Here is a 26,324-nt window from a genome sequence, read left to right as displayed (position 1 = left end):
CCTAAACTGGTCAGGCATGATATAACAATTGAGACGGGTTAATTAAGGGAGCGAGGGTAATGCACATACACACAATCGAAGGCTATATTCAAAATATTTACTTAGTTGAATATCCCGACAAACTAATGCTACTCGATGGGTGTTGCCGCGCTGATGTCGACACCGTATTTAACTATATTACCGAACAACTCAACCGCCCTCTGACTGATTTAAAACTGATTGTTGTGACTCATATGCACCCCGATCATGCCGGTGGCGCCCATGCCCTAAGAAAACTAAGCGGTGCAAAAATTGCGACATCTAATGCACCGGGGCAATGGTATAAGGGCCTTGATGGTATTTTAATGCACTTGACCGATATCGCTCTTGCATGGTGGGTTGCAGGTCGGCTAAACAAAGAAAGACGCAATCTTTGGTATAGCCGATATCTAGATGCCGACTATTACTTAGCAACCGACTCTACCCTGCCGAATTTTGATGACTGGCAAGCACTGCATACGCCAGGTCATACCGACCGCGATATTAGCCTGTACCATATTCCCACAGAGCGAATTTACATTGCCGACTTACTCGTAAAAGTGAAAGGGCAGCTTATGCCACCCTTTCCTGTGTTTTATCCTAAACTGTATTTAAACTCTTTATTAATGCTAAAAGCCCTTAAACCTCAACGCATTATGTTTGCGCACAGTAATGAAATGCATATTGATGACATCGATTTCGAACACATTTTAGCGCTGGTACCTAAAAAGCCGATGACACACTGGCGTTCTGTAAAGGCAAAAGCGCGACAAGCACTTAATCTAAAACGCTTTTCACAGTCTTAATAAAGTCATTTATATCATTGCCGTCATTATAAACATGGGCTGAGACCCTTAGCCCTAAATGACGTTCATCAACAGCGATATTAGCCTCATGCAACGCCGCTTTAACCGTCTGTTGTTTACGACCAAAATGCATGATTGCCGTGCCGGAGCATTTATCTGCTGCACTTGGCGAACGCATATATTCACTCAGCTCAGCATGCAACGTAGCAAGCATTGCTAAGTTATGGGCGCGTACTTTATCAATGCCTAAATCGGCAAAGTAGCGAATACTATGCGCAGCTAAAATACACGGTGCGACTGATGGCGTTCCTCCCCAAAAACGCAGTGCCGTATGATGATAAGTAAAATGCTTGATATCAAACTCAAATGGATTTTGATGAGAGAACCAACCAACATCTTTTGGCTGACACAATGCAAGTTGATGACGATTGACCCACAAATAAGCAGCACCTGGGCCACCGCACAACCACTTAACACTCGAGCCAAGCATAAAATCGGGGTCAAGTGCTGTTAAATCCACCTCTAAAATACCTGCCGACTGAGCGATATCTATCAGGCTTAGCGTATTGGATTGCTTTGCAATTTGAATGATTTCAGCAATCGGAGCTTGCTGGCCAGTATTTGAATACACATGACTCACAAACACTAAATCGAACGCTTGCTTAGCCAAATATGATTGCCAAACCTGAGCATCGGTTAAATCCTCATCAGCGCCAATAAACACAATTTCAGCGCATTCAGGGAGCGCTTTTTGCATCGCAAATCCCATGCTAGGAAAATCACTTTCTGCCATTAATACTGTGCAGTTTGTCTGTTGCAAACGCGGATGCGACATCACTAACTTTGTTAAGCCACTCGATAAATTCACTTGTGGGCAAAATAGCTCTGCATCCGAATTAAACAGCCGCGCTAAGCTTGATGTAAATGCCTCAACGCCATGTAACCATTGCTGCCAAGGCTCTTTATTTTCATTTTGCCAAGCGGCAAAAAAATGCTCATGAAAATACGGCTCTGCCGATTTTAAAGCGCGGCCCACAGAATGATTTAATAAATAGCTTCCTGGGGCGAGTATAAAGTCATGTTTACGCATTACTTAATCCACTGTTTTAGCTTAGTTAAATCATCGTAGCGAGTGCGGATATCGTCGCGCTTTGCTGCGGCTCGGCGATCACGTAATTGCTCAAGAGAGTTAAGCAACACATGTAACGGTGGCCCACTCGCCGTGACTTTATCCATATGTTGTTGCTGCATTTTTTGTGATGGCTGTGCAATGTACTTACTCACGAGTTGATTATGATGACCGATTGCTGTGTCACCATGCAATTTACAAACTTGAATAAATAACTTTAAGTTTGTTTGCAGCCATTCACTATCTCGTTCAGTTTCTGCGGCTAAAAAGTCATCCATGATACTCGTCATCCGCATGCTTTCACGCAATATTTGCTGATCTTCTGGCATCATGTATAAAAATTTATCCACCAGCATTTGCGAATAGCTTGGCTCGTTAGCAAAACAAAGTCCAAGCAACATATCAATCACATTAATGCCTGCAAAATCACCGGCATTTGCACCACGATAAACCTCTTTCCCTACGCGATAGGGTTTGTAATAAGGGCGCACACAGTAAAAGAAACGATCAGTATCGAGTTTGTTATACAGCGCATTATTTGACTCGATGACATCCAGTAATGCATGTTTGGCTACAGCTAATAAATCGGCGGCAATTGGGTGCGAAATTCCTAATGGTTGAATTTTTAGTAACGCATCTGCCGCACGTTTGTAAGCCAAAATTCCTTTGGTGTTGTAATCAACAAAGACTTTTTCATCTTCAAGATTTGTAAAGCGCTTATAAAGACCATCAACCGCTTTATTGTGGGTGGTTAAATGAGCAGTCGCAAAGCGTGGTGTAACACCAATGGATGCGCCAATGTGCATAGCAAGTGCCGACGCATCAACCAAGGGAGAAGTGGTTTCGCGTGAGGGTTCAGTAATTTCATGGCGACGACATGCAGCCATAAATAAGCCAACATTGCCTAATAAATCAAAGGCATTATCAAAACCTTCGTCGGTATTGCCTTCTGCTAATAAGGCACGAATATGCTCATTCCCTTCCTGCTCTAACTGGTGCTTAAGGTGTTCGCCAACGCCTTCTACATTCGCTTTATCGTCTTGTTGCCAATATAGTTTTTCTAGTTCGCTATTGATCTCAACAAATCGGGTACGCAGCCAGCTATCAAATGCCTTGGTGTTCTCAGTCACAGGCTTACTCCAAAATAAATATATTGCGATAATGTTAACAGAGTTCACTGAGTGCTAATCGCTAAAATATAAGCTAGAATTTGTGATAATTAGTGAAAATCACTCAAATAGAAATGAAACTAGACAAAAAAGACCAACAATTGCTCAACGCACTACAAGATAATGCACGTACATCTGTGTCTGAGCTTGCTCAATCAGTCAGCCTTTCTGATACTCCTTGCCTGCGCCGAATTAAGAAGCTTGAATCAAGTAATGTGATTAGTGGTTATCATGCTGCAATTAACCCCAAAGCGGTTGACTTAAATGTCTCTGTTTATGCGTTTGTACGCTTAAATCAAAACTCAGTTGCTGCTGCAGAGCAGTTTGAACAGCAAGTGGAAAAGCTTGAACACGTACTGGAATGCTCGGTTATTTCAGGCAGCTATGATTATTTATTAAAAATAATTGCCGCTGATTTAGAAAGCTACGAAAGTTTTGTAAAACATAAATTAGGCAGTATCAATTGTATTGCCAATATCGAATCGACGGTGGTATTAAAGCAAGCATTCACTAAACGCCATTTACCTTTAGCGTGACGCTGCGTACTTGCAATACGACAATAACGCGATAAGCTGAATACTTAAAAGGACTCTTATACAATGAAATTCATCAACTTAGTTGCCTTTATTCTCATTCTTTTTGGACTCGGCAGCCCCCCATTACAGGCACAGCAAGAAACGTGTTTAACCCAACTGGAAGATGAAAATCTCATGATGAAAAGTAAGCGCGAAGGGCTTTTCAGAGAACCTCTTCCTCGCTCACACAGCACCTTTAGTTATAACACCGAGCAAGCGTATAGTGACTACCTTACAGCTGCTTACCTTGAAATTAGCAGCGAAAATCCCCGCGCAACGCTGCCTTGCCCAGTCTATACCGACATCTATAAGCTACTCGTTGCGCAAGGATCACGCCCTGCAAATGCAACAGTAGCAGATTTAATCAGCCCTTTTGAGTTAACACAAAAACAGAGCCGTAAGGCAGTGCTATTAATCCATGGCTTAACCGACTCACCTTTTACCTACCATGATTTAGCTCAAGTGTATTATCAACAAGGTTATACGGTACGTACCCTGTTATTACCAGGGCACGGTACAGCACCAGGAGCACTCAAAGAGATTAATGCCGACGACTGGTACAAGGCGAGCACTTACGCTATTGAACGCACGTTAAAAGATTTTGATCAGGTCATTTTAGGGGGGTATTCAACAGGTGCAGCAATGATCATTGATTATTTAACCCAAGGTCCCGTTGATAAACACATTATCGGCGCGATGCTGTTTTCACCCGCGACTGAGCCCCATAATAAAAATGGCTGGCTAGCCAAGTGGGTTAACGCGATACCCTTTATAAACTGGATAGATAAAGATGCCGATCTCGATTTTGCAAAATATGAGTCCTTTCCATTTAATGCCGCATCAGCCAGTTATGAAGCCATGAAGCGCATCAGCTTAGATAAACTAAAACACCGTTCACTACCTGATGTTGCTTTTTTTAGCACCTTTAGCGATGTTGATACCACGATTGATAATCAAGTAACGTTTAAATTATTAGCTAAGCTACACAATCCCAAAACTCATAAAAACAGCCAACTTAATCGCCTTGTTTATTACGGTGATGATAAAAATATACCCAATAGTTTTCCAGCCGATTACCTGATAATTAGCGATGACTGCGACACCGAAGACTGTAAAAATATTCAAGGCATGTCACATATTGGTATCGTTAATAAACCAAGCAATCCACACTATGGCCGCACTGCCCGCTATCGAAATTGTGGCAGTTATTTAGATGACGATACCCTATACAAAGCCTGTAAATATCAGCCTGAAATTGTTATTGGTGAGCGCACAGCAGAGAATTTAGCGAAGTATAAGCCATTTGCAAGACTCACCTTCAATCCATATTTCGATAAGCTCAGCTTACATATCACAGACTTTATTAAAGACGTTGAAAGGGCCTCTGAACAATGAGCCAATTTAGTCACCGTTGGTTTAATCAAATAACGGATATTGATACGACAATTTGGCAGCGTTTTTTTCATGATACCCCCTTTACCGATCATGCTTTTTTAGCTGCGCTTGAGCACACTGGCTGCGTGAGTAAAAACACAGGTTGGCAACCAATGCACCTGGCAATTTACCAGCAAAAACATATCGTTGCTCTACTACCCGGGTATATAAAGTATCACTCTTACGGTGAATATGTGTTTGACTGGGCATGGGCAGAGGCGTATCAACAACATGGTTTAGATTACTACCCCAAATGGTTATCTGCCGTGCCTTTTACACCCATTGAAGGTCAAAGACTGAGCATTAACCACCCCAATCCAGACAGTGTTTATAATTATTTAACGCAAGTATTAACAAATACTGCGCACGATAGGCAATGGTCGGGCTGGCATATCAACTTTTGCCACCAGCAACAGGCTGAATCACTAAAAAGCGATGCTGTTATGCTACGTCAAGGCGTCCAGTTTCAATGGTTTAATCAAGCATACTCTCACTTTGATGATTTTTTAGACTCACTGACAGCACGCAAGCGAAAGTCGATAAAAAAAGAGCGTGCCAAAATCACTCAACAACACATAACCATCGAGTGGCGAGAAGGTAACACTATAAGCGCTCAGGACATGCAGCTCTTTAGCCACTTTTATAGCCAAACTTATATTAAACGCTCAGGTCACACAGGTTATTTAAATAATGCGTTTTTTCAACGACTACGAGATACAATGCCCACACAGTTAGTATTGATGCTTGCTAAACAGGCTGATGAAGTTATCGCTGCGACTTTAAGCTTTAAAGATAAACAGTGTCTGTATGGTCGCTACTGGGGCGCCAATGATGAAATCGACAGCCTGCATTTTGAGCTGTGTTATTACCAAGGGATTGAATACTGCATTGCCAATAAGCTAAAACAGTTTCACTCTGGAGCACAAGGTGAGCATAAGATAAGCCGAGGGTTTCAGCCCGTTTACACTTACTCAGTACACCATATTCAACAGCCTGATTTTGCTGCGGCTATCAACGATTTTATCGCCAGAGAGCGCCAACACATGGCACTCTATAAAGCACAGTGCGATACCCTACTGCCGTTTAAACAGCAGTAATTGGTTGTTAGCTGGCATTTGTACATCTTCAACAAACGTTAAGCCTGCCTGCTCTGCAAGTTGGCAAATAGCTTCAAAATCACGTATTGCACTGTTTGCATCTTGTTGCTTTAAAAAGGTATCAAATTCAGCGTTACTGGCACTTGTATAATTGCCTTGGTATTTAAATGGCCCATAAATACATAACTTTCCTTGGTGGGCTAAATGCTTTTCAACCCCTTGAAAGAAACGCTCAACCAGCGGCCAGCTAATAATATGCAGTGTATTGGCGGTATAGATTGCGTTCACGCTATCAACAGGCCAAGCATACTGTAAATCTAGTGACAAAGGGGCATGCAAGTTAGCTAACGATGCTTCCTGATGCCATTGTAAAATACCTAAGTGATTCACCTCACGATCGCTGCATAGCCACTGCAAATGCGTTAAATGCTTGGCAAAGTGCACACTATGTTGCCCTGTACCTGAGCCAATTTCGAGTACATTTTCTACATCGGCAAAAAAGTCTTTTAATACGTGAAGAATGGGTGATTTGTTATTTTCACAGGCTTGAGAGAATGGTTTTTCCATACCAGTTTTTGCACCATGTTTGGTAATTAATGCACAACAGTAAAGCAAAAATCCACAATAATGTCGCGCTCTATTGCATTAAAAATAATTTAAATTCATTTAATTCAAAGGATTATATTTTATAAACATGATTGGTATAGCTTATGCAAATTCAGTAATGAGCAAACCAATAGGAGCAATATAATGTATATCTCACCTTACACTGCTGTCGATGCAGCCATTGCCGCGAGCGAGCGTGCAGAAAGCGAAAAAGCCGCCTTAACAAGTTGTGATGACAGAGCAACCGTGATTGATCTTCTTTCTCAATGCAATAAAGAAAATGTACAGGCGCCGAAAAAACATGAAACAGACCAGATTTTTATTCTTGGTTATAATTAAACCTCTGCAGTTAATCTATTCAGTCTTAACACCGTTATATAAGACTTGCACTAAAACCGATTAGCTGTAATGATAATAGTTATCATTACAGCTAATCGGTTTTCTTATGTACTCTCACAATGCTATGCTCAATTATCAGCGGCAAATGAAATGTGTTTGTCAAAGACCGGGGCTTCATGCTCCAGCGTTGGTTGCGGGCTATATTGAAGCGGGATTAAACATCGCACGCTATTACGAAAAACATCAAAGCTTTATTTTACAAGAATTGTATTTAAGGCGTACGTTTCATGAACTACTTGAGAAAATGTGCGATTCTCTAGTTCACAATGCTATTCGTAAGCAATGTTTAGCTCAACTCTACAAACCGCAGCTCGCGTTAAAGCGTTACTACAAAACTCATAACTGTATTGAAAAATATTTTTGCTTAGAGCGAGAAGCCTGCGTTCTAAGTCAAGAGTTTAACCCTATTTAGGAGTGTTTATGAGCAAATTTAGAACCGAATCAGATAGTATGGGTGAGCTACACGTTCCCGTAAATGCCTTGTATCAAGCTCAAACTCAACGTGCTATCAACAACTTTAAAATTAGCGGCTTGACCATGCCAAAGCAATTTATTACTGCCCTTGCCTACATTAAGCAAGCAGCGGCGCAGAGTAATGCAGCGCTAGGACATTTGAGCCAAGTAAAAGCGAATGCGATTGAACAAGCCTGCCAAGCCATCATTGATGGTAAGCACTTTTCGCAGTTTCCTGTCGATGTATTCCAAACCGGCTCCGGCACCAGCTCGAACATGAATGCTAACGAGGTTATTGCCACACTGGCAACGACCCTTGCTAATGAGCCAGTACACCCGAATGATGACGTCAACATGGGGCAAAGTTCTAATGATGTGATCCCCACTGCAATTGCCGTCAGCAGCGCAATTAATATTATTTACGAGTTATTTCCTAAACTAGACAAGCTGAGCCAACGCTTACAGAGTAAACAAGCTGAAGTGGGTCATATTATTAAAACGGGGCGTACTCACCTAATGGATGCAATGCCCGTCAGTTTTGCGCAAACACTCTCAGCATGGCAATGCCAAATCGATAACGCAATGACAGGCATACGCCAATCACTTGAGCGTGTTTGCGAGCTGGCTCAAGGAGGCACCGCGGTTGGTACTGGTATCAATGCAGACCCTGCATTTTCTGCTACTTTTTGCCAACACCTAAGCGAAAACGTAGGTATCCGTTTCAGTCCAAGTAAAAACTTTTTTTACAACATTGGCTCACAAGATGCCATTGTTTCATTATCTGGACAGCTCAAGGTCTTAGCTGTGGCGCAAATGAAAATAGCCAATGACTTACGCTGGATGAACTCAGGTCCACTTGCTGGTCTAGGTGAAATTGAATTAGAAGCTTTACAGCCCGGTTCATCGATCATGCCTGGTAAAGTGAATCCTGTGATCCCAGAAGCTGCCGCCATGGTCAGTGCGCAAGTCATTGGTAACGATGCTACCATTACAGTAGCAGGTCAGGCCGGTAATTTTGAGCTTAACGTGATGTTACCCGTGATTGCATTAAACATACTGCAAAGCATTGAGCTGTTGGCAAATAGTAGTGAGGCACTTGCCGATAAAGCCATTGCCAGTTTCAGTGTTAATCAAGACAATGTTGATAAAGCATTAGCTAAAAACCCTATTTTAGTCACCGCACTTAATCCGGTGATCGGCTATACGAAAGCCGCTAAAATTGCCAAACTGGCCTATCAAGAAGGTCGCCCTATTATTGATGTTGCCGCTGAGCATACTGACATTTCACGCGAAGAATTGAATACATTGCTCGACCCAGCAAAGCTTACAAAAGGTGGCTTATAGCAATTAAACCTGTACACAATGTAGCTCTGTAATGACAGAGCTACTTACTGAAAGACAACGTTTTTATTGCCCCTCTGAGTGCAAAGTGTATGATGGTGAGTACTTATTCAACGATTTATAGGTCCATTATGCGCTTTTCACTTTTAGCTGTATTATTTCCCGCGCTACTTACCGCGTGCTCTGATGCAGCAACAACCAAACAAACCGAATTACAAGCAACAACCAGTAAACTTGAAAATGCACCTCAAGCAGTTGAAATCAGCAAGTCGGCACCCGAAAAAACAACAATTACTGCTGCCCATCAACAGCTCAAACAACTCATTCAAGACCCAAGCTGCGATAACAGTAGCCAGTGTAAAGTACTTCCTGTTGGTAGCCGTGCATGCGGTGGCCCAAGCAGCTATGTTGTGTATTCAACTAAAACAGCCAATAGCAGTGAAGTTGAGAAAATAGCTCAAAAAATCACGAGCCTTGAAAGCCAATACAATGCAGCCAATGACGTTATGAGTATTTGTCAGCATCTAACGGCACCAGGCACACAGTGTTCTGCAAATACTTGTGTTAAAATCGATGGCTCAGCGGCAAGTGTATACTAAGGAATAAGCAATAATGGTTCGTTCATCGACTTTCAATAAACTTTTCATCACCACAACGATGTTGGCAGCGCTTGCATTAACAGGCTGTGAGAGCACCTCTGTTGGCGGCTCTACAGGTGTTGATTTAAGTGATTTAAATGAACAACTGGACGAGATCGTAAGTAACAATAGTTGCAGTGCAAGCTTCCAGTGTAAGGTGTTAGAAGTAGGTGAGCGCGCATGTGGTGGCCCAAGCCGCTATGTGGTTTATTCAACGCTAAACACCCCACAAGAGCAGGCCGAGCAGCTGGCTGAGCAGATCACTTCATTAGAAAAAGATTCAGAACAACCGTTAAGTGTTAACGACTGCTCGCCAGTTTTGCCTGTACAATCTTTGTGTATTTCAGAGCAATGCCAAGCAATCGAAATTAAGTAAATAATGTCATAAGGCCGGATACAATCACCACACTGATGATACACACTCCGGCCTTATAGATGTAGTGCACATGCATCGTGTTGTGCACCCAGTAAGCATAAATGTAACGCACAAAGTAACTTGCGGCGGTGCCAAATAATGCAAAAATAACTAAATACGCAATTAAAATAATATCCACAACACGCCACTTCTTTAAAACATCTCCCCCTCAGTGTAAGGGCTTAATGTCACAAAGGCAAAACTACACCCCTTATTTACGTTGGCTGTGGGCAATCAATAGCTCTGCAACTCGCTGCTTTACCGCACGTTTATCATCTGCATCAACACCAAAACGCGCAGCTAACAGAGCAATTTCTTCGTCATTTAAATTAAACGATAAGCGTTGTCTGGTTTTTTTAGACTTAACGTCGAGCTCAAGAATTTTCCGAATCATATCTGATGGGGTCAGTTCTTGATCAATTGCTTGCTTTTTAATTGATTTTTGTACTTCACTGCTTAGATCAAACGCCATTTGCGTGGCACGAACCGCTTGCTCCTGACGCTGCCATTTTGCTTTTGCATCACTCACTTGGCATCCCCAGGAAATAAATCAACAATATCACTAATCGGGCGTGTTAGCGTGAGTGATACCTCGGTTTCACCACCTTCCCAAATTTCTATGTTCAAGCCATAACTCTCGTCATCCGAGCTTAAACAAATCATTTCGCATGGTTCACCGCCTTCATCTTCGTAGCGAGGTAATGGTTTATTGCGATAATCTTTATTATGGAAATAACATACATAAGGCGCTTCAGTTTGCTTGTAGCTCTTAGCTAAAAAGTGGCTAAAACGTTCAGGGGTGTTTTGCACGCTAATTGTGGTTAACTCATCTTCATCGAAGATACGTGCAAACTCATCAAGCGTAAATATTTCGTCTACATCATCGCGTTGAATTTTAATCGCGAAGTTTGCCCATTGCTCACCATCATCAGATTCAATTTGCAAGAACACCACTTGGCCCGATTCACTCTCAAGAACGAGCTCATACTCAGCACTGCGTTGGTACTGATACGTTTGTACATCAATAACACGTAATGTCTGCCCCTTTAACCAGTTTGGATAAGCAAACGAATCAATCACGCTCAGCATATCACCTACTTGTAATTGGCTAGGTTCAGTTAATTGGCGCTCTGGGGCTTTTTTAGATTTGAAAAAGTTAAACATTGGCTGACTCCTTGTTGAAGCAAAAAAGGTAACCCTGTGCATGGGTTACCTTTTGTCTTTCCGCTAATAAAATTAGCTGTTTTGCTTAGCTTTAATGCGCGCCAAAATGTCTGCACTTTTAGGGCTAGTATCACCAATACCCGCTTCAGCCATTTTCGCTTTTAAATCATCGCCATTCGTATCCGCTTCTAACTGCTTAGCTGCGCCAAGCTGATCTTGACGGTCTTGTTGGCGCTGTTTAATGCGCTCTAACGACTCACGCGCTGATGTCATTGATGAGCTGTTTGTATTCAGTGTGCTGTTTACTGCCATCGTTGCTTGTTGCACGCTTTCAGTTGTCTTAACCATCGTTAATTGACGTTGGTTCTCTTTAATCGACTTTTCAGCTTCTTTTACTTGCTGTTTTAGTGTCACAATATGATTACTAAAACCGGCTAACACGCCTTCATGCTCTGCTTTTTCTGTTTCAAAGTCACCGATTTTCTCAGCAATCTCAAGCGCTAATGCTTCATTGCCTTTTTCAAGCGCTTGGCCTGCATAGGCTTCATGTTCAGCAATAGAGGCATCTAACGCACTAATTTTGCGCTTTGTTTGCATCTCTTTTGCCATCACTTCTGTTAGGCTTTTTTTAGCACGTTGTAACGCGTTTTGTGCATCAGCAATTTCTTGTTCGAAGATACGGATACCGTTTGCATCAACAATCGCTTGCCCTGCTTCACGAGCGCCACCACGTACAGCTGTAAATAGTTTCTTTAAAATACTCATAATCTTAACTCCGGAAATTGCTAATTAATCGTTTAAATAAATCGTCACGGCTTCAAGTGCATCAATCGCATTATCAGCGAGTGTTACCAGCTCATGGGTAATATCATCAAACGATGAATTAACCGACAGTGCACCAAAAATAGCGTACTTATCATCAATCTTTGCAAATGCGCTTAATGGAATAGGCACGTTCAAACGTAATAAGGTTTCGTTTAACTCATCACGCATATCTGCTTTTACTTCGTCCTCTGCAAACAAGTAGCTAATACACAGTAGCTGCTCCTCGGTTTGCGTAACAAAGATAGGTAACTCATCATTCCCATCGACGATAACTTGCAATACATCTTGTTCGCCTGGGTTGGCAATCAAGAAAGACTCAAAGCTCACACCTTCTGTTTCAAAAGAAGCCAGTTTGATTGATAGTTCATTTAATTCCATGTCTCACCTTTTTACGTTTTGACATATTATGTCTGAGTTAAGATTTGCATAGCCGACATATTATGTCAACTATAAAATATCAATTTTTGTACAATTCGGTTTCAACTTGCCACGCTTGACGATAATAATCATACAGAGTTCCAGAACCTAATCTATTGACTTCAATTGTATTTACTTGTTCAAAATAATGATTCGGAAAAACAAAAGATGCCAATAAATACTCTTTACTTACCCAGCGAGAAGGTACTGGTAATTTGTCTGTTTCGCGAATTCGGCTACTCGCAGGCTTGCCTGTGGTGGTAGCAATAGTCCATCCCCATTGGCCAAATGAAGGGATATTTTGCTGGTATTGCTCTACGTAATTAAAACCGGCAGCCCTGACTGTTTTGGCAATGCTTAAGAACGCCTTTTTGGCGTGATAAGGAGACGTTGACTGCACTGCCATTGCACCATCTGGGGCTAATAACTGACGAACATGATTATAGAAATAATCACTGTACAATTTGTTTAAGTCAGGATGATTAGGGTCTGGTAAGTCAATTAAAATGGTGTCGAAACGCTCTCCTTTCGCAAGCATAGCTTCAACTTCCAAAAAGGCATCTGCAATAAGGATTTGTGCTCGAGGATCGCTCATCGAGTGATTATTCAGCTCAATTAAGCGTTTTCTGATAGTCTCTGGCGCATCATAGTCGCCCACATCATTACCAAATAAGTTTAACAGCTGACCATCTAAGTCAACCAAGGTGACATGCTTTACTGGCCACTTCAAAACATCGCGAAGCGCCAACCCATCACCGCCGCCTATAATTAACACACGGTCATGGCGATTTGAAGCTAGCATCGCAGGATACACCAGCATCGAATGATAAATTTGCTCATCAACGCTTGAAAATTGCAAACGACCATTGAGGTATAAATCTGTGATCGCAGTTGGCTGATTGCGACTCAAACGCTCGGTTAACACCAAGTGCTGATACTTAGTTGCTTGCGAGTAGATGACTTTATCTTTATATAAAACGTTACTAAGATTTTTCATCCAGCTCGTACCAAGCACTAACACAAAAGCGAAAAATACTAATAGCAACACGTGACACATTAATAACACCTTCGCAAAACGCACGTGTTGATGGTAACGCCATAAAAAGATCAGCCCGGCAATAATATTAAACAATGCCGTCCAAGCAGCAGCCTGCATGATTGGCATTGCCAGCATAATACTCACCCAAATTGCAGCACCGACCCCAGCGCCAATATAATCAGCACCGTAAATCGTACCCGCGTTGTTCTCTAAAAAACGGCCATAAACTTGCTGACGAATACGTGCTATTAACGGGATTTCCATACCGATTAAAAGCCCAAGCAACAGACCAAATACATAAGGTAAAAAACGCGACCACTCTTGTAGCTTTTCAAATACATAGCCATCCAGTACTGTATCTGCTGGTAAGTTAAAGATGCTAGAGAAGAGATGAGGCAATGAATAACTAACAGCTATCACACTGGCAATTGCTAAAATACACCCCATACCGACTAAGGCAATGATACTTTCAAGCCATGCAAATGCAGTAAATGCGTCTTTAAACCAACGCGCTAAAAATGCCCCGATCCCCATTGCCACGATCATTGTGCCTATCATGGCATAAATGGCGCTCTCAACAGAGCCAAGAACACGCCCTGCATAATGCGATAGTAGATATTCATAAATTAGGCCGCACCCAGCGAGTACGGCCATCACAGTAATTAATAAAAAATCATGCCCAAGTAGAGAGGCTCTACTTGGCGAAGCCGCTGTATGAGACACTTAATTAAGCACCTAACAACGTGGCCATGGTAGAGCCTATAGCAAATGATACCGCAGCAGAAATTGCCGCTACACCGACATTCTTCTGGCGATTAACTTCATCGGAAATATCACACCCTGCTAAAATGATTTTAATCGTTAGTAAGTGCAATAAAATAAAGGCTACGATACTTAGCGCGGCACTCAATGCCCAATATCCTAAGCTTGCTCCAATATTATCCGCAGCGTACGGGGCTATGCCTGATGCTGCAGTAAGTGCTAATGCACTGCCCACTAAGAAGCCTGCATAACGAATTCCCACTGCTAAATTACCGTCAATCACCGCTTGCTGTAAGCAATCACCACTGCGATTTGTACGTTTGAACAGCTGAACTCGGTATTGGCTCACCAACAACATGGCGATACTGCCAATCACAAATGCGGCTATTACTATCGGAAGACCATGCCACCCCTCAGTAGCAACCCAAAATAAAGCTGAACGAATAACAATGGCAACACTAACAACATGTCCAAAATCAATAAGTGCAGCTGTTGCATTACCTTTGACGATTTCGTCATGCAAACTCACTTTACGCAGCGCCACTTTATCTTGGAAGAAATGACCAAGCTTAATGAGCGCAATCGCCATTACACCATAGACCAGCATTTGTAGTGCTTCTTGTTGTAAACTGACTGCAAATGCACCACTGCTCACACCGCTAAGTACAATGGCTAACGCAACAAGCCCTGCTGCAAAACTAATACCAAACGCAAAGTTGTCACGTTCCGTAATCTCATCATTGGCATGTAGATTAGATACCCAGCCTTTAATAAACTTTAAGCTTACAAATAAGGCGATAATGATTGCAAAGTCGATTGCTAAAGCTTGCAATGACCACGTTGTTATTCCATTAAATTCATACATGTGTTGTAACTCCGATGGTTATTCTTTTCACTACTTACCGCGGCTAATGCCACGTGATGTTCTGCTCGAGCTGTTGCGTAATGACCCGGAGCTTTTACTGTAACTACTACTAGAAGCATAGCTACTACGTGTGCGTGGCGGCGTATAGCTGCTACGGCTTAACCCTGATGCACCGCTTCGCTTGGTTGCATACGGGCTAGTGAATTGTTTACCTTGACGTTGATAAGACTGGCGTGTTCGTGTCTCAACAGTTTGTTGTGCCTTAATTTGTTTAGGGCTCGAATAACGATAACGGCCATAGTCATTGTAATAGCTGTATTTTCTGTTGCGGCTCCAACGACCATATTCAACACGATCAAACACATCACCGAGCATGCGATACATACCATACCAAACCCAAAAGCTAGTGCCGCTACTATTGGTTTGCCATTGGCCGTAATTAGGGTTGCCAACAAGCTGATTTCCTACGCTTTCACCTTCTGCAGCCTCACTAATTGCCCCAACACGCGCAAGCGCACCGTTTGACATATCGGCGAGCATATTTATTGGGTCAGTTAAAGCGTCTTGGAATAAAGACGGTTTTGCGGCGTCTCGAATTAAATCAAGTTGATGAAGGGTGTCTTCATAAGGCGGAATTAAGCTCGTTGCTTTGACATCCGCTAAACGCTGTTTAAGCCCACTGTAAATAGCACCTTCTCGGGTTGCATCAAGGCTAATAACACGCGCAATTTCAGAAAGTTGTGGTTGCTGCTCCGTGAGGACCTTTGCATACTGTTTAAGTAAAGTCGCATTACGAAGAGAGCCATTATCAAGCGCAGTACCCAACTGATTTAACTCTACTTCAGCTTTTTCTATGGATTGTTGTATTGTTTGTTTCAGCTGCTCTTCCTTCGACTCACAGCCCATAAGCAAGCTTACCAAACAAAACAGGCTAATAAGTTTCCAAGCTTTTATTTGAGACATTCATGTCACCTGATTGTGGTTAAAAACCCGATTAGTTTTACATAGCTCAGGTACTAAACCAAGATGAAAATTGCAACAAAGGGTAAATAGGGTACTAATTCGTCAGGCAGCTTGCCAAGTGAAGACTCATTATTAATAGATGAGAATGAATGCTTGATAAAGTAGGCCTATTTTAAAGATTTGAGCCCACTACTCTATTCACTTTTGATTTGTACATCGTGATTAAACATCTGATTATAAAGCATGGAAACGGCTTTAGCAGTGAATATCAGTGATTAGGTGTGAAGGGCATATCAGACACTTCGGCACTAAAGTGCCTCCTACGTCTCTTCATCTTGCGCTGATGCGTCTTTTATCTCTGTATGCAATCTCAGTATGATACTGGACGATTTAGCCCTGAACGCAAAAAACCCGCTGCATTGCTGCAACGGGTTTCTCTAATTAGGAGCCATGGTGCGCTACGCAGTAGGATGTCCTACTTTCACATGGTCAATGCCACACGATGCTTACAAAGATATAGGTCGTAGGGGTCTTGGTTGGGTATTTTATTTTTCTACAGGCAACAAAAAACCCGCTGCATTGCTGCAACGGGTTTCTCTAATTAGGAGCCTGGCGATGTCCTACTTTCACATGGCAAATGCCACACTATCATCGGCGCTGTTTCGTTTCACTACTGAGTTCGGCATGGGGTCAGGTGGGTCCAAAACGCTATTGTCACCAAGCATATTCTGGTCGTTAATCGCATCTGCAATTAACTAAAATTCGGAATTCTGATAATCGTAAATCTACTTTAGTATACTAACTTCTGTCTGTTACGCTGTCATAAAACGCGTTTGGCGTTGTATGGTTAAGCCTCACGGGTAATTAGTACAGGTTAGCTTAATGGCTCACACCACTTCCACATCCTGCCTATCAACGTTGTAGTCTTCAACGGCCCTTCAGAGACTTTAAAAGTCTAGTGAGAACTCATCTCGAGGCCTGCTTCGCGCTTAGATGCTTTCAGCGCTTATCAGTTCCGAACGTAGCTACCGGGCAATGCCATTGGCATGACAACCCGAACACCAGCGGTTCGTTCACTCCGGTCCTCTCGTACTAGGAGCAACCCCTCTCAATTCTCAAACGCCCACGGCAGATAGGGACCGAACTGTCTCACGACGTTCTAAACCCAGCTCGCGTACCACTTTAAATGGCGAACAGCCATACCCTTGGGACCGACTTCAGCCCCAGGATGTGATGAGCCGACATCGAGGTGCCAAACACCGCCGTCGATATGAACTCTTGGGCGGTATCAGCCTGTTATCCCCGGAGTACCTTTTATCCGTTGAGCGATGGCCCTTCCATTCAGAACCACCGGATCACTATGACCTACTTTCGTACCTGCTCGACGTGTCTGTCTCGCAGTTAAGCTGGCTTCTACCATTACACTAACCGTACGATGTCCGACCGTACTTAGCCAACCTTCGTGCTCCTCCGTTACTCTTTGGGAGGAGACCGCCCCAGTCAAACTACCCACCAGGCACTGTCCGTAACCCCGATTAGGGGCCAACGTTAGAACATCAAAACTACAAGGGTGGTATTTCAAGGACGGCTCCACAAAGACTAGCGTCTCTGCTTCAAAGCCTCCCACCTATCCTACACATGTAGGTTCAATGTTCAGTGCCAAGCTGTAGTAAAGGTTCACGGGGTCTTTCCGTCTAGCCGCGGGTACACAGCATCTTCACTGCGATTTCAATTTCACTGAGTCTCGGGTGGAGACAGCGTGGCCATGGTTACACCATTCGTGCAGGTCGGAACTTACCCGACAAGGAATTTCGCTACCTTAGGACCGTTATAGTTACGGCCGCCGTTTACCGGGGCTTCGATCAAGAGCTTCGTCCGAAAACTAACCCCATCAATTAACCTTCCGGCACCGGGCAGGTGTCACACCGTATACGTCATCTTGCGATTTTGCACAGTGCTGTGTTTTTAATAAACAGTCCCAGCCACCTGGTCACTGCGGCTCCAATCAGCTTAAAGAGCAAGTCTCATCACCAATCGGAGCGTACCTTCTCCCGAAGTTACGGTACGATTTTGCCTAGTTCCTTCACCCGAGTTCTCTCAAGCGCCTTAGTATTCTCTACCTGACCACCTGTGTCGGTTTGGGGTACGATTCGGTATAATCTGAAGCTTAGAGGCTTTTCCTGGAAGTATGGCATCAACAACTTCACACCCTTAGGTGCTCGTCTCGTGTCTCAGTCTTAAGAGTCCGGATTTTCCTAAACTCTCAACCTACTCACTTTCACATGGACAACCAACGCCATGCTTGCTTAGCCTGCTCCGTCCCCCCATCGCAATTATACCAAGTACGGGAATATTAACCCGTTTCCCATCGACTACGCCTTTCGGCCTCGCCTTAGGGGTCGACTTACCCTACCCTGATTAACATGGGATAGGAACCCTTGGTCTTCCGGCGTGCGGGTTTTTCACCCGCATTATCGTTACTCATGTCAGCATTCGCACTTCTGATACCTCCAGCAACCCTCCCGGGTCACCTTCAACGGCTTACAGAACGCTCCCCTACCACTCAAAATAAATTTTGAATCCGCAGCTTCGGTGCATAGTTTAGCCCCGTTACATCTTCCGCGCAGACCGACTCGACCAGTGAGCTATTACGCTTTCTTTAAAGGGTGGCTGCTTCTAAGCCAACCTCCTGGCTGTCTGGGCCTTTCCACATCGTTTCCCACTTAACTATGACTTTGGGACCTTAGCTGGCGGTCTGGGTTGTTTCCCTCTTCACGACGGACGTTAGCACCCGCCGTGTGTCTCCCGGATAGTACTTTACGGTATTCGGAGTTTGCAAAGGGTTGGTAAGTCGGGATGACCCCCTAGCCTTAACAGTGCTCTACCCCCGTAAGTATTCGTCCGAGGCTCTACCTAAATAGATTTCGGGGAGAACCAGCTATCTCCCGGTTTGATTAGCCTTTCACTCCTAGCCACAGGTCATCCCCTAACTTTTCAACGTTAGTGGGTTCGGTCCTCCAGTTGATGTTACTCAACCTTCAACCTGCCCATGGCTAGATCACCGGGTTTCGGGTCTATACCTTGCAACTCAACGCCCAGTTAAGACTCGGTTTCCCTACGGCTACCCTAATCGGTTAACCTCGCTACAAAATATAAGTCGCTGACCCATTATACAAAAGGTACGCAGTCACCCAACAAGTGGGCTCCTACTGCTTGTACGTACACGGTTTCAGGTTCTATTTCACTCCCCTCACAGGGGTTCTTTTCGCCTTTCCCTCACGGTACTGGTTCACTATCGGTCAGTTGGGAGTATTTAGCCTTAGATGATGGTCCACCTATATTCAGTCAAAGTTTCACGTGCTCCGACCTACTCGATTTAACTTAAGATGCATTTTCGTGTACGGGACTATCACCCTGTATCGTCATACTTTCCAGAATGTTTCACTAACACATAATAAGCTTAAGGGCTGGTCCGGTTTCGCTCGCCGCTACTTCCGGAATCTCGGTTGATTTCTGTTCCTACGGGTACTTAGATGTTTCAGTTCTCCGCGTTCGCCTCTTACACCTATGTATTCAGTGTAAGATACCTGCAAGCAGGTGGGTTTCCCCATTCGGAAATCCTAGTCTCAAGTGCTTTTTACTAGCTTGACTAGGCTTATCGCAAGTTAATACGTCCTTCATCGCCTCCAACTGCCAAGGCATCCACCGTGTACGCTTAGTCACTTAACCATACAACCCAAACGGGTCTTTGTTAGTGACAGCTGTTAACTTCGCCAGAAGTTAATTCATCAAATAATGATGAGAATACTAAAGTAGATACCGATTAATTTTTCAATTAATTGGCATATTTTTACTTTTGAAAACTCTTGATAAATAACAATCGTTATTCATCAGAATTTTATTATCAGCTTTCCAAATTTTTAAAGAGCAAGAGAATTAACTTCTCAAAATTAAACACACTCTATTCTCAAGCAGTTTATTACCTGATAAGAATGTTTATTTTTAAGGAGTAAAAGTGGTGGAGCTAAGCAGGATCGAACTGCTGACCTCCTGCGTGCAAGGCAGGCGCTCTCCCAGCTGAGCTATAGCCCCACATATGCTGGTACTTACTGTTTCCACTTCATGGAAGTGGTGGGTCTGAGTAGATTTGAACTACCGACCTCACCCTTATCAGGGGTGCGCTCTAACCAACTGAGCTACAGACCCAAACAATAAGCATTGTTTCTCTAACTAACAATCATCTGTGTGGACACTACGAACAAATAAGTTCTAAATCGTATAAGGAGGTGATCCAGCCCCAGGTTCCCCTAGGGCTACCTTGTTACGACTTCACCCCAGTCATGAATCACTCCGTGGTGAACGTCCTCCCGAAGGTTAGACTATCCACTTCTGGAGCAACCCACTCCCATGGTGTGACGGGCGGTGTGTACAAGGCCCGGGAACGTATTCACCGCGTCATTCTGATACGCGATTACTAGCGATTCCGACTTCATGGAGTCGAGTTGCAGACTCCAATCCGGACTACGACGCACTTTAAGTGATTCGCTTACTCTCGCGAGTTCGCAGCACTCTGTATGCGCCATTGTAGCACGTGTGTAGCCCTACACGTAAGGGCCATGATGACTTGACGTCGTCCCCACCTTCCTCCGGTTTATCACCGGCAGTCTCCTTAGAGTTCCCGACCGAATCGCTGGCAACTAAGGATAGGGGTTGCGCTCGTTGCGGGACTTAACCCAACATCTCACAACACGAGCTGACGACAGCCATGCAGCACCTGTATCAGAGTTCCCGAAGGCACCAAACCATCTCTGGTAAGTTCTCTGTATGTCAAGTGTAGGTAAGGTTCTTCGCGTTGCATCGAATTAAACCACATGCTCCACCGCTTGTGCGGGCCCCCGTCAATTCATTTGAGTTTTAACCTTGCGGCCGTACTCCCCAGGCGGTCTACTTAATGCGTTAGCTTTGAAAAACAGTTCCGAGGAACCGAGCTTCTAGTAGACATAGTTTACGGCGTGGACTACCAGGGTATCTAATCCTGTTTGCTCCCCACGCTTTCGTACATGAGCGTCAGTGTTGACCCAGGTGGCTGCCTTCGCCATCGGTATTCCTTCAGATCTCTACGCATTTCACCGCTACACCTGAAATTCTACCACCCTCTATCACACTCTAGTTTGCCAGTTCGAAATGCAGTTCCCAGGTTGAGCCCGGGGCTTTCACATCTCGCTTAACAAACCGCCTGCGTACGCTTTACGCCCAGTAATTCCGATTAACGCTCGCACCCTCCGTATTACCGCGGCTGCTGGCACGGAGTTAGCCGGTGCTTCTTCTGTAAGTAACGTCACAGCTGAATGCTATTAACATCCAACCTTTCCTCCTTACTGAAAGTGCTTTACAACCCGAAGGCCTTCTTCACACACGCGGCATGGCTGCATCAGGCTTGCGCCCATTGTGCAATATTCCCCACTGCTGCCTCCCGTAGGAGTCTGGGCCGTGTCTCAGTCCCAGTGTGGCTGATCATCCTCTCAAACCAGCTAGGGATCGTCGCCTTGGTGAGCCATTACCTCACCAACTAGCTAATCCCACTTGGGCTGATCTTATGGCGCGAGGCCCGAGGGTCCCCCGCTTTGGTCCGAAGACATTATGCGGTATTAGCAGTCGTTTCCAACTGTTGTCCCCCACCATAAGGTACATTCCCAAGCATTACTCACCCGTCCGCCGCTCGTCAGCAGAGTAGCAAGCTACTCTCTGTTACCGCTCGACTTGCATGTGTTAGGCCTGCCGCCAGCGTTCAATCTGAGCCATGATCAAACTCTTCAATTAAAAGTTTTTTCTGTCCTTCCCATAAGGGAGCGGACATGCTCAATGAATTCTGAATTTATTTAACATCTTTCGATGTTGAATTGACTGTGCTGAAATAAGTAAACTTATTTCCGTTGGTCACTCAGTTTAAATTGAGACTCTAAATTTGTTTGTCTTACTACCTAAGTAGCTCGACTGTTAGAACTCAATCTGTACGAGTGCCCACACAGATGATTGCTTTATATTGTTAAAGAACAGTGCGACTGCGTCGCTAGGGATGCGTATAATACATCCTTATTTTTTAGAGTCAACACTTAATTTTAAACTTTTTTTCGAAGATTTAAAACCGAAGTTTTACTTAACTCTCTGCTACGTTGCTCAGCGTCTTTCGTTGCTGTCTCCCGTCTCAGTGGGGTCGCATTATAGGGAGATGGATTTTTTACGCAAGCACTTTTTTCAATAAAATTTAAAAAAACGCACTGTTCGCTCAGCTTTTGAGCTAAACGCCCTAAAACTGAGTGTTTAACAATCAACTTTAGCGCCTTTTAGTGAATTTTCTTACTTCACTGTTACACTAGAGCTAGCGCATTTTGACGATTTAAGGTGAATTTATGACTATCCGTTCTTATAAAGGGATCACTCCTACATTTGATAACAGTGTTTATATTGATGAATCATCCGTTTTAGTCGGTGATATCACGCTTGGCAAAGACAGCAGTGTGTGGCCTTTAGTTGCAGCACGTGGTGATGTTAACTATATACGCATCGGTGAGCGTACTAATATTCAAGATGGCAGTGTTCTTCATCTTACCCGAGCAAGTAAGTCAAACCCTGACGGTTATCCACTTATTATTGGTGATGATGTCACTGTTGGACATAAAGTGATGTTACATGGCTGCCAACTAGGCAACCGTATCCTTGTTGGCATGGGTGCCATTGTTATGGATAACGCTATCGTTGAAGACGATGTAATTATTGGTGGAGGCTCATTAGTCCCCCCAAATAAGCGGTTAGAGTCTGGTTACTTATATGTCGGAAGCCCTGTCAAACAGGCTCGCCCTCTCACTGAGCAAGAGCGTGCCTTTTTAACGTTATCTGCTGACAATTATGTGCAACTTAAAGATGAATATATTGCAGAGAGTTAAAAGACCTCTGTTAATACTATTTGTCCTGCCGAGTTGTACTGCTCGTCTTCTATTAATTGCTCGGCCAGTTCTTCATAGTCAAAGCGGTGTGTTTCAAAGTAATTGATCGCGCCGCTTTGATCAGCAAAATCATATTTATCCGTGTCGATAACACACTCGACCATCATTCCACTGACTTGTGCATAAAACACAAGCAGTTTGTCTTGTGCCTTGTATTCAACTCTATCTATAAATTGAATCGCTTGGTTCATGCGAGTTCTCCACTTTTTAATGCAGCAACCACGGGCAGTATTTCTGGCATTTTATTACGCCATATATAATAAGCTTGTGCGGCTTGTCCAACCAACATGCCACTGCCATCCAGTGTAATACAGCTAGGATTAACGGCTTTAACCCAGCTTATAAATGCGGTGGCGTGATTGGCGTAAAACATATCGTAGGCACATGAGCAGTGAGCGACATGCTCTTGAGCAATACCGGGTAAGTCACCTGTAACACTGCTCGAAGTAGAATTAATCACGATATCATAGTGTTCATTCGGTATTTCATCTAAAGCGCACCCTTTAACATCTCCTTGCTCTGCAAAAATAGAAGCTAACATATGTGCTTTTTCGGCAGTGCGATTCGCGATGTTCAACGTCGCGATACGCTCATTTAAGAGAGGTTGAATTACGCCACGTGCTGCACCGCCGGCACCAATCAACAAAATCCGTTTTGCTTTTAACGTGACATTATTGGCCAGTAAGTCTTTCACTAAACCTATACCGTCAGTGTTGTCGCCAAATAAACGACCATCGTCAAGGCGTTTAATCGTATTTACCGCACCGGCGACTTTCGCTTGTTCACTTAGCTCATCAACCATTGCATACGCTTGCTCTTTAAAAGGCAAAGTAACATTAGCACCTTTGCCACCCGCAGCGAAAAAGCGTGATACGGTTTTTTCAAATGCATCGGTTGGTGCTAAAATGGCGCTGTAATCAATTTGCTCACCTAATGAGGTCGCAAACTGTTTATGTATTGCGGGTGATTTCGAGTGTTTTATTGGATTTCCAAAAACCGCGTATTTATCCATAGTGAAGCAACCTCTTTGCCTTGTAGAGCTTTATTAATATTATGATTAAACGACTTTTTTCTAAATCGAAAGCAGAGCCTGAAACACCCACGCCAGAAAAAACACCTTACGAAATTATTGGTGGTGAAGCCGGTGCTCGTGCCATTGCAAACCGATTCTACGACATAATGGCCTGTGATGAATACGCCAAACCATTATATGATATGCATCCACAACCACTTGATAGAATTCGCCAAGTGTTTTTTGAATTTCTTTCCGGTTGGTTAGGCGGCCCCGATCTCTTCGTAGAGAAATACGGTCATCCGATGCTCAGAAAGCGTCACATGCCATTCCCAATTGATCAAGACCTACGTGATCAATGGATGTATTGTATGAATAAAACGCTGGATATCGAAATCGATAATCCTTTATTGCGTGAAGGGTTAAGACAGTCTCTTTCACAACTTGCCAGCCACATGATCAATCAACATTAATTAGCTAAGCTTGAGCTATATCAATATACGCTTTTTCTAAATAAAGATAATACTCTTTCCTTAGTTTAGTGGAAGCGTCGTCAAGTGAAGTCTATCCAATTTAAAATTTATACATTGCTTGCAATTACTGGTGTGCTGGTCTTATTTGCCAGCATATTTAGCAGTGCTCAGCAGCAACAAGCCCTCGCGCAAGATACCGTTGAAAGTAATATTAAGTTACTAGCCGATAACTACTTTGACTCTATCAATACCATGATGTTAACAGGCACAATGGCAAACAGAGAAATTCTGAGTAATAAATTAAGAAGCCATGAAAACATTGAAGACGCGCACATTATCCGCAGCGCTATTGTTAATAAGCTCTACGGCCCCGGAAATGCGAACCAAGCAGCGAATACTGACGCTGAGCGCGATGCATTAAAAGGCACCGAAGCGCTGTATATCGATAAAAACAACAGCACCATGACCTACTTAAAACCCATGTTTGCAACACGTGATTATAAAGGCACGAACTGTCTAGGGTGCCATCAAGCACAGGAAGGTGATGTTCTTGGGGTGGTAAAAATCAGTTATTCACTGGCTGATATTGAGCATGAAGTGTCACAAAACACCTTGATGAATACTTTATTGTTATCAACCATTTTTATTGCTGCTTTTATGCTACTGGCCATGTTATTCAGAAAGATTTTTATAAAACGATTAAAAATCATCAGTCATACCATGCATTTAGCAACCACCAATAAAGATTTGAGCCTCAATATTAATGATGACCACAATGACGAGTTAAGTTCATTGGCCACCAGCTTTAACCACATGATTAGCGCCTTTAAAGACAACATTGCGCAAGTGTCGCATTCATCTAAAGTGCTGATCCACTCTGCCGAGAGCATCTATGCTTCGGCCGACGCCACAGAGCAAGCCATCTTGCAGCAAAAACAAGGCACAGACTCAGTGGCTGCTGCGATAAATGAACTTGAAAGCTCATCAAGTGAAGTGAAAAATACCACTCACTTTGCGTCTGAAAAATCAGAACACAGTAACCAACTTGCACAGCAAAGCTTAGAAGTAGCGGAACACACCGAGCTGAGTATTAATCAGCTTGCAGCAGATGTAAGAGCAGCCGCAGATCAAGTATCACAATTGCAAGCGCAAACCCTCGATGTTGGTAAAGTTCTTGAAGTGATCAGCAGCATTGCCGAGCAAACCAATTTACTGGCCTTGAATGCAGCCATTGAAGCGGCACGTGCAGGTGAAGCTGGACGAGGCTTTGCGGTTGTTGCTGATGAGGTAAGAACGTTGGCGAATAGAACACACGACTCAACAGACGAAATTCGCCGCACTATTGATAAGTTACAACACGAGGCGGCACAAACGGTCAATACCATGAATAATTCGAGTGCAGAAGCCGATGAACGGGCTGTGCAAGTAAAACAAGTGGCAAAAGCACTGCGTGATATCTCTGCACAGATGAGTGAAATAAACCAACTCAACGTGCAAATTGCCGATGCCACAGAGCAGCAAAATTTAGCCGCAGAAGAAATAAACCAAAGTGTTGTCGCGATTAGTGATAATGCCGAACATTCCTTGGTTGATGCCCATGAAAATCAAAAAGTCAGTGAAGAGTTAGTGTCGTTAGCACGCTCTTTAGATGAGCAAGTAAGGCGTTTTAAATTAAGCTAAATTGCGCATTTTATGCACAACTGATAGATTAGAGAACACT

Annotated in this window: 24 protein-coding genes, 2 tRNA genes and 3 rRNA genes; 11 read left to right on the top strand and 18 right to left on the bottom strand. The window is 43.6% G+C overall.

The window, feature by feature from the left end; genetic code table 11:
• The first annotated feature begins 59 nt into the window (after window positions 1-59).
• Complete coding sequence (locus tag D0907_RS00520; RefSeq protein WP_075594404.1) at window positions 60-824, top strand: MBL fold metallo-hydrolase; 765 nt, start codon at window positions 60-62, stop codon at window positions 822-824.
• Here the strand turns inward: D0907_RS00520 and D0907_RS00515 are convergent.
• Window positions 796-1,914 (bottom strand): aminotransferase class V-fold PLP-dependent enzyme, encoded by a 1,119-nt coding sequence (locus D0907_RS00515; RefSeq protein ID WP_075594405.1) that lies wholly within the window; start codon window positions 1,912-1,914, stop codon window positions 796-798. The two genes, D0907_RS00520 and D0907_RS00515, sit on opposite strands and share 29 nt — an antisense overlap.
• On the bottom strand, window positions 1,914-3,083 hold the full coding sequence (locus tag D0907_RS00510; RefSeq protein WP_036974345.1) for a PrnB family protein: 1,170 nt from the start codon (window positions 3,081-3,083) through the stop codon (window positions 1,914-1,916). The genes D0907_RS00515 and D0907_RS00510 overlap by 1 nt, the downstream gene beginning before the upstream one ends.
• A 113-nt stretch (window positions 3,084-3,196) precedes the next feature.
• On the opposite strand from D0907_RS00510, the gene D0907_RS00505 reads away from it, so the two are divergent.
• The 3 genes from D0907_RS00505 to D0907_RS00495 all read left to right on the top strand — a co-directional run bounded on the left by D0907_RS00505 (window position 3,197) and on the right by D0907_RS00495 (window position 6,228).
• Window positions 3,197-3,658, top strand: a complete 462-nt coding sequence (locus D0907_RS00505; RefSeq protein WP_036974343.1) for an Lrp/AsnC family transcriptional regulator — start codon at window positions 3,197-3,199, stop codon at window positions 3,656-3,658.
• A 63-nt stretch (window positions 3,659-3,721) separates the two neighbouring features.
• A complete protein-coding gene (locus D0907_RS00500) occupies window positions 3,722-5,092 on the top strand; it encodes an alpha/beta hydrolase (protein WP_118843875.1) in 1,371 nt (456 codons plus the stop codon).
• Window positions 5,089-6,228, top strand: coding sequence for a GNAT family N-acetyltransferase (locus tag D0907_RS00495; RefSeq protein WP_118843874.1), 1,140 nt, complete (start codon window positions 5,089-5,091; stop codon window positions 6,226-6,228). The genes D0907_RS00500 and D0907_RS00495 overlap by 4 nt, the downstream gene beginning before the upstream one ends.
• On the opposite strand, the gene D0907_RS00490 is transcribed toward D0907_RS00495, so the two are convergent.
• Window positions 6,205-6,795 carry a DUF938 domain-containing protein gene (locus D0907_RS00490; protein ID WP_074989605.1) on the bottom strand — a complete coding sequence of 197 codons (591 nt, stop codon included), beginning with the start codon at window positions 6,793-6,795 and terminating at the stop codon, window positions 6,205-6,207. The genes D0907_RS00495 and D0907_RS00490 overlap by 24 nt on opposite strands.
• A gap of 183 nt (window positions 6,796-6,978) precedes the next feature.
• Between D0907_RS00490 and D0907_RS00485 the strand changes: the two genes are divergently transcribed.
• The 4 genes from D0907_RS00485 (at window position 6,979) to D0907_RS00465 (ending at window position 10,041) form a co-directional block, all read left to right on the top strand.
• Window positions 6,979-7,173 (top strand): hypothetical protein, encoded by a 195-nt coding sequence (locus tag D0907_RS00485; protein ID WP_036974335.1) that lies wholly within the window; start codon window positions 6,979-6,981, stop codon window positions 7,171-7,173.
• 480 nt (window positions 7,174-7,653) lie between these two features.
• Window positions 7,654-9,030 (top strand): class II fumarate hydratase, encoded by a 1,377-nt coding sequence (locus D0907_RS00475; protein ID WP_074989604.1) that lies wholly within the window; start codon window positions 7,654-7,656, stop codon window positions 9,028-9,030.
• A gap of 128 nt (window positions 9,031-9,158) precedes the next feature.
• Window positions 9,159-9,626, top strand: a complete 468-nt coding sequence (locus tag D0907_RS00470; RefSeq protein ID WP_036974330.1) for a hypothetical protein — start codon at window positions 9,159-9,161, stop codon at window positions 9,624-9,626.
• 13 nt (window positions 9,627-9,639) lie between these two features.
• Complete coding sequence (locus tag D0907_RS00465; RefSeq protein WP_036974328.1) at window positions 9,640-10,041, top strand: hypothetical protein; 402 nt, start codon at window positions 9,640-9,642, stop codon at window positions 10,039-10,041.
• Here D0907_RS00465 and D0907_RS00460 read toward each other — a convergent pair.
• The 13 genes from D0907_RS00460 to D0907_RS00400 all read right to left on the bottom strand — a co-directional run bounded on the left by D0907_RS00460 (window position 10,034) and on the right by D0907_RS00400 (window position 21,935).
• Window positions 10,034-10,219 carry a hypothetical protein gene (locus tag D0907_RS00460; RefSeq protein ID WP_036974327.1) on the bottom strand — a complete coding sequence of 62 codons (186 nt, stop codon included), beginning with the start codon at window positions 10,217-10,219 and terminating at the stop codon, window positions 10,034-10,036. The genes D0907_RS00465 and D0907_RS00460 overlap by 8 nt on opposite strands.
• 72 nt (window positions 10,220-10,291) lie before the next feature.
• On the bottom strand, window positions 10,292-10,609 hold the full coding sequence (locus tag D0907_RS00455; protein WP_036974326.1) for a hypothetical protein: 318 nt from the start codon (window positions 10,607-10,609) through the stop codon (window positions 10,292-10,294).
• Window positions 10,606-11,244: a hypothetical protein gene (locus D0907_RS00450; protein ID WP_036974324.1), complete on the bottom strand. Its 639-nt coding sequence runs from the start codon at window positions 11,242-11,244 to the stop codon at window positions 10,606-10,608. The genes D0907_RS00455 and D0907_RS00450 overlap by 4 nt, the downstream gene beginning before the upstream one ends.
• 72 nt (window positions 11,245-11,316) lie before the next feature.
• Window positions 11,317-12,009 (bottom strand): PspA/IM30 family protein, encoded by a 693-nt coding sequence (locus D0907_RS00445; RefSeq protein WP_074989603.1) that lies wholly within the window; start codon window positions 12,007-12,009, stop codon window positions 11,317-11,319.
• A gap of 24 nt (window positions 12,010-12,033) precedes the next feature.
• Complete coding sequence (locus D0907_RS00440; protein ID WP_036974320.1) at window positions 12,034-12,447, bottom strand: YjfI family protein; 414 nt, start codon at window positions 12,445-12,447, stop codon at window positions 12,034-12,036.
• Window positions 12,448-12,526: 79 nt separating this feature from the next.
• Window positions 12,527-14,248, bottom strand: a complete 1,722-nt coding sequence (locus D0907_RS00435) for a polyamine aminopropyltransferase (RefSeq protein WP_118843873.1) — start codon at window positions 14,246-14,248, stop codon at window positions 12,527-12,529.
• Between the two features lie 4 nt (window positions 14,249-14,252).
• Window positions 14,253-15,152, bottom strand: coding sequence for a DUF350 domain-containing protein (locus D0907_RS00430; protein ID WP_118843872.1), 900 nt, complete (start codon window positions 15,150-15,152; stop codon window positions 14,253-14,255).
• Between the two features lie 30 nt (window positions 15,153-15,182).
• Window positions 15,183-16,115, bottom strand: coding sequence for a hypothetical protein (locus D0907_RS00425; protein WP_036974313.1), 933 nt, complete (start codon window positions 16,113-16,115; stop codon window positions 15,183-15,185).
• A 607-nt stretch (window positions 16,116-16,722) separates the two neighbouring features.
• Window positions 16,723-16,837: ribosomal RNA gene (gene rrf, locus D0907_RS00420) — 5S ribosomal RNA — on the bottom strand.
• Between the two features lie 121 nt (window positions 16,838-16,958).
• Window positions 16,959-19,844, bottom strand: a 23S ribosomal RNA gene (locus D0907_RS00415).
• A gap of 287 nt (window positions 19,845-20,131) precedes the next feature.
• A tRNA-Ala gene (locus D0907_RS00410) sits at window positions 20,132-20,207 on the bottom strand.
• Window positions 20,208-20,244: 37 nt separating this feature from the next.
• Window positions 20,245-20,321, bottom strand: a tRNA-Ile gene (locus D0907_RS00405).
• A gap of 73 nt (window positions 20,322-20,394) precedes the next feature.
• Window positions 20,395-21,935: ribosomal RNA gene (locus D0907_RS00400) — 16S ribosomal RNA — on the bottom strand.
• Together the 16S, 23S and 5S rRNA genes with 2 tRNA genes alongside form the textbook arrangement of a ribosomal RNA operon.
• Before the next feature lie 590 nt (window positions 21,936-22,525).
• On the opposite strand from D0907_RS00400, the gene D0907_RS00390 reads away from it, so the two are divergent.
• Window positions 22,526-23,059 (top strand): gamma carbonic anhydrase family protein, encoded by a 534-nt coding sequence (locus D0907_RS00390; protein ID WP_036973645.1) that lies wholly within the window; start codon window positions 22,526-22,528, stop codon window positions 23,057-23,059.
• Here D0907_RS00390 and D0907_RS00385 read toward each other — a convergent pair.
• On the bottom strand, window positions 23,056-23,310 hold the full coding sequence (locus D0907_RS00385) for a DUF1488 family protein (protein WP_036973646.1): 255 nt from the start codon (window positions 23,308-23,310) through the stop codon (window positions 23,056-23,058). The genes D0907_RS00390 and D0907_RS00385 overlap by 4 nt on opposite strands.
• Window positions 23,307-24,131, bottom strand: a complete 825-nt coding sequence (gene aroE, locus D0907_RS00380) for a shikimate dehydrogenase (protein ID WP_118843870.1) — start codon at window positions 24,129-24,131, stop codon at window positions 23,307-23,309. The genes D0907_RS00385 and aroE overlap by 4 nt, the downstream gene beginning before the upstream one ends.
• 41 nt (window positions 24,132-24,172) lie before the next feature.
• On the opposite strand from aroE, the gene D0907_RS00375 reads away from it, so the two are divergent.
• Both D0907_RS00375 and D0907_RS00370 read left to right on the top strand, forming a co-directional pair.
• The gene (locus tag D0907_RS00375) at window positions 24,173-24,604 is read left to right on the top strand and encodes a group II truncated hemoglobin (protein ID WP_036973648.1); all 432 of its coding nucleotides are present in this window, start codon (window positions 24,173-24,175) and stop codon (window positions 24,602-24,604) included.
• Window positions 24,605-24,688: 84 nt separating this feature from the next.
• Complete coding sequence (locus D0907_RS00370) at window positions 24,689-26,284, top strand: methyl-accepting chemotaxis protein (RefSeq protein ID WP_074989752.1); 1,596 nt, start codon at window positions 24,689-24,691, stop codon at window positions 26,282-26,284.
• The last annotated feature ends 40 nt before the right edge of the window (window positions 26,285-26,324 follow it).

Source organism: Pseudoalteromonas lipolytica, from assembly GCF_003515105.1.
Taxonomy (GTDB): Bacteria; Pseudomonadota; Gammaproteobacteria; order Enterobacterales; family Alteromonadaceae; genus Pseudoalteromonas; species Pseudoalteromonas lipolytica.
Note: the sequence above shows the minus strand (reverse complement) of the source record. Positions and strands in the feature narration are given on the sequence as shown.

Bases quoted from the DNA above. Each gene is read 5' to 3' on its own strand.
- D0907_RS00375 (WP_036973648.1), top strand. From the start codon at position 24,173: ATGATTAAACGACTTTTTTCTAAATCGAAAGCAGAGCCTGAAACACCC.
- D0907_RS00475 (WP_074989604.1), top strand. From the start codon at position 7,654: ATGAGCAAATTTAGAACCGAATCAGATAGTATGGGTGAGCTACACGTT.
- aroE (WP_118843870.1), bottom strand. From the start codon at position 24,131: ATGGATAAATACGCGGTTTTTGGAAATCCAATAAAACACTCGAAATCA.
- D0907_RS00515 (WP_075594405.1), bottom strand. From the start codon at position 1,914: ATGCGTAAACATGACTTTATACTCGCCCCAGGAAGCTATTTATTAAAT.
- D0907_RS00465 (WP_036974328.1), top strand. From the start codon at position 9,640: ATGGTTCGTTCATCGACTTTCAATAAACTTTTCATCACCACAACGATG.
- D0907_RS00385 (WP_036973646.1), bottom strand. From the start codon at position 23,310: ATGAACCAAGCGATTCAATTTATAGATAGAGTTGAATACAAGGCACAA.
- D0907_RS00425 (WP_036974313.1), bottom strand. From the start codon at position 16,115: ATGTCTCAAATAAAAGCTTGGAAACTTATTAGCCTGTTTTGTTTGGTA.
- D0907_RS00495 (WP_118843874.1), top strand. From the start codon at position 5,089: ATGAGCCAATTTAGTCACCGTTGGTTTAATCAAATAACGGATATTGAT.
- D0907_RS00450 (WP_036974324.1), bottom strand. From the start codon at position 11,244: ATGTTTAACTTTTTCAAATCTAAAAAAGCCCCAGAGCGCCAATTAACT.
- D0907_RS00500 (WP_118843875.1), top strand. From the start codon at position 3,722: ATGAAATTCATCAACTTAGTTGCCTTTATTCTCATTCTTTTTGGACTC.
- D0907_RS00485 (WP_036974335.1), top strand. From the start codon at position 6,979: ATGTATATCTCACCTTACACTGCTGTCGATGCAGCCATTGCCGCGAGC.
- D0907_RS00520 (WP_075594404.1), top strand. From the start codon at position 60: ATGCACATACACACAATCGAAGGCTATATTCAAAATATTTACTTAGTT.
- D0907_RS00470 (WP_036974330.1), top strand. From the start codon at position 9,159: ATGCGCTTTTCACTTTTAGCTGTATTATTTCCCGCGCTACTTACCGCG.
- D0907_RS00430 (WP_118843872.1), bottom strand. From the start codon at position 15,152: ATGTATGAATTTAATGGAATAACAACGTGGTCATTGCAAGCTTTAGCA.
- D0907_RS00445 (WP_074989603.1), bottom strand. From the start codon at position 12,009: ATGAGTATTTTAAAGAAACTATTTACAGCTGTACGTGGTGGCGCTCGT.
- D0907_RS00505 (WP_036974343.1), top strand. From the start codon at position 3,197: ATGAAACTAGACAAAAAAGACCAACAATTGCTCAACGCACTACAAGAT.
- D0907_RS00440 (WP_036974320.1), bottom strand. From the start codon at position 12,447: ATGGAATTAAATGAACTATCAATCAAACTGGCTTCTTTTGAAACAGAA.
- D0907_RS00490 (WP_074989605.1), bottom strand. From the start codon at position 6,795: ATGGAAAAACCATTCTCTCAAGCCTGTGAAAATAACAAATCACCCATT.
- D0907_RS00390 (WP_036973645.1), top strand. From the start codon at position 22,526: ATGACTATCCGTTCTTATAAAGGGATCACTCCTACATTTGATAACAGT.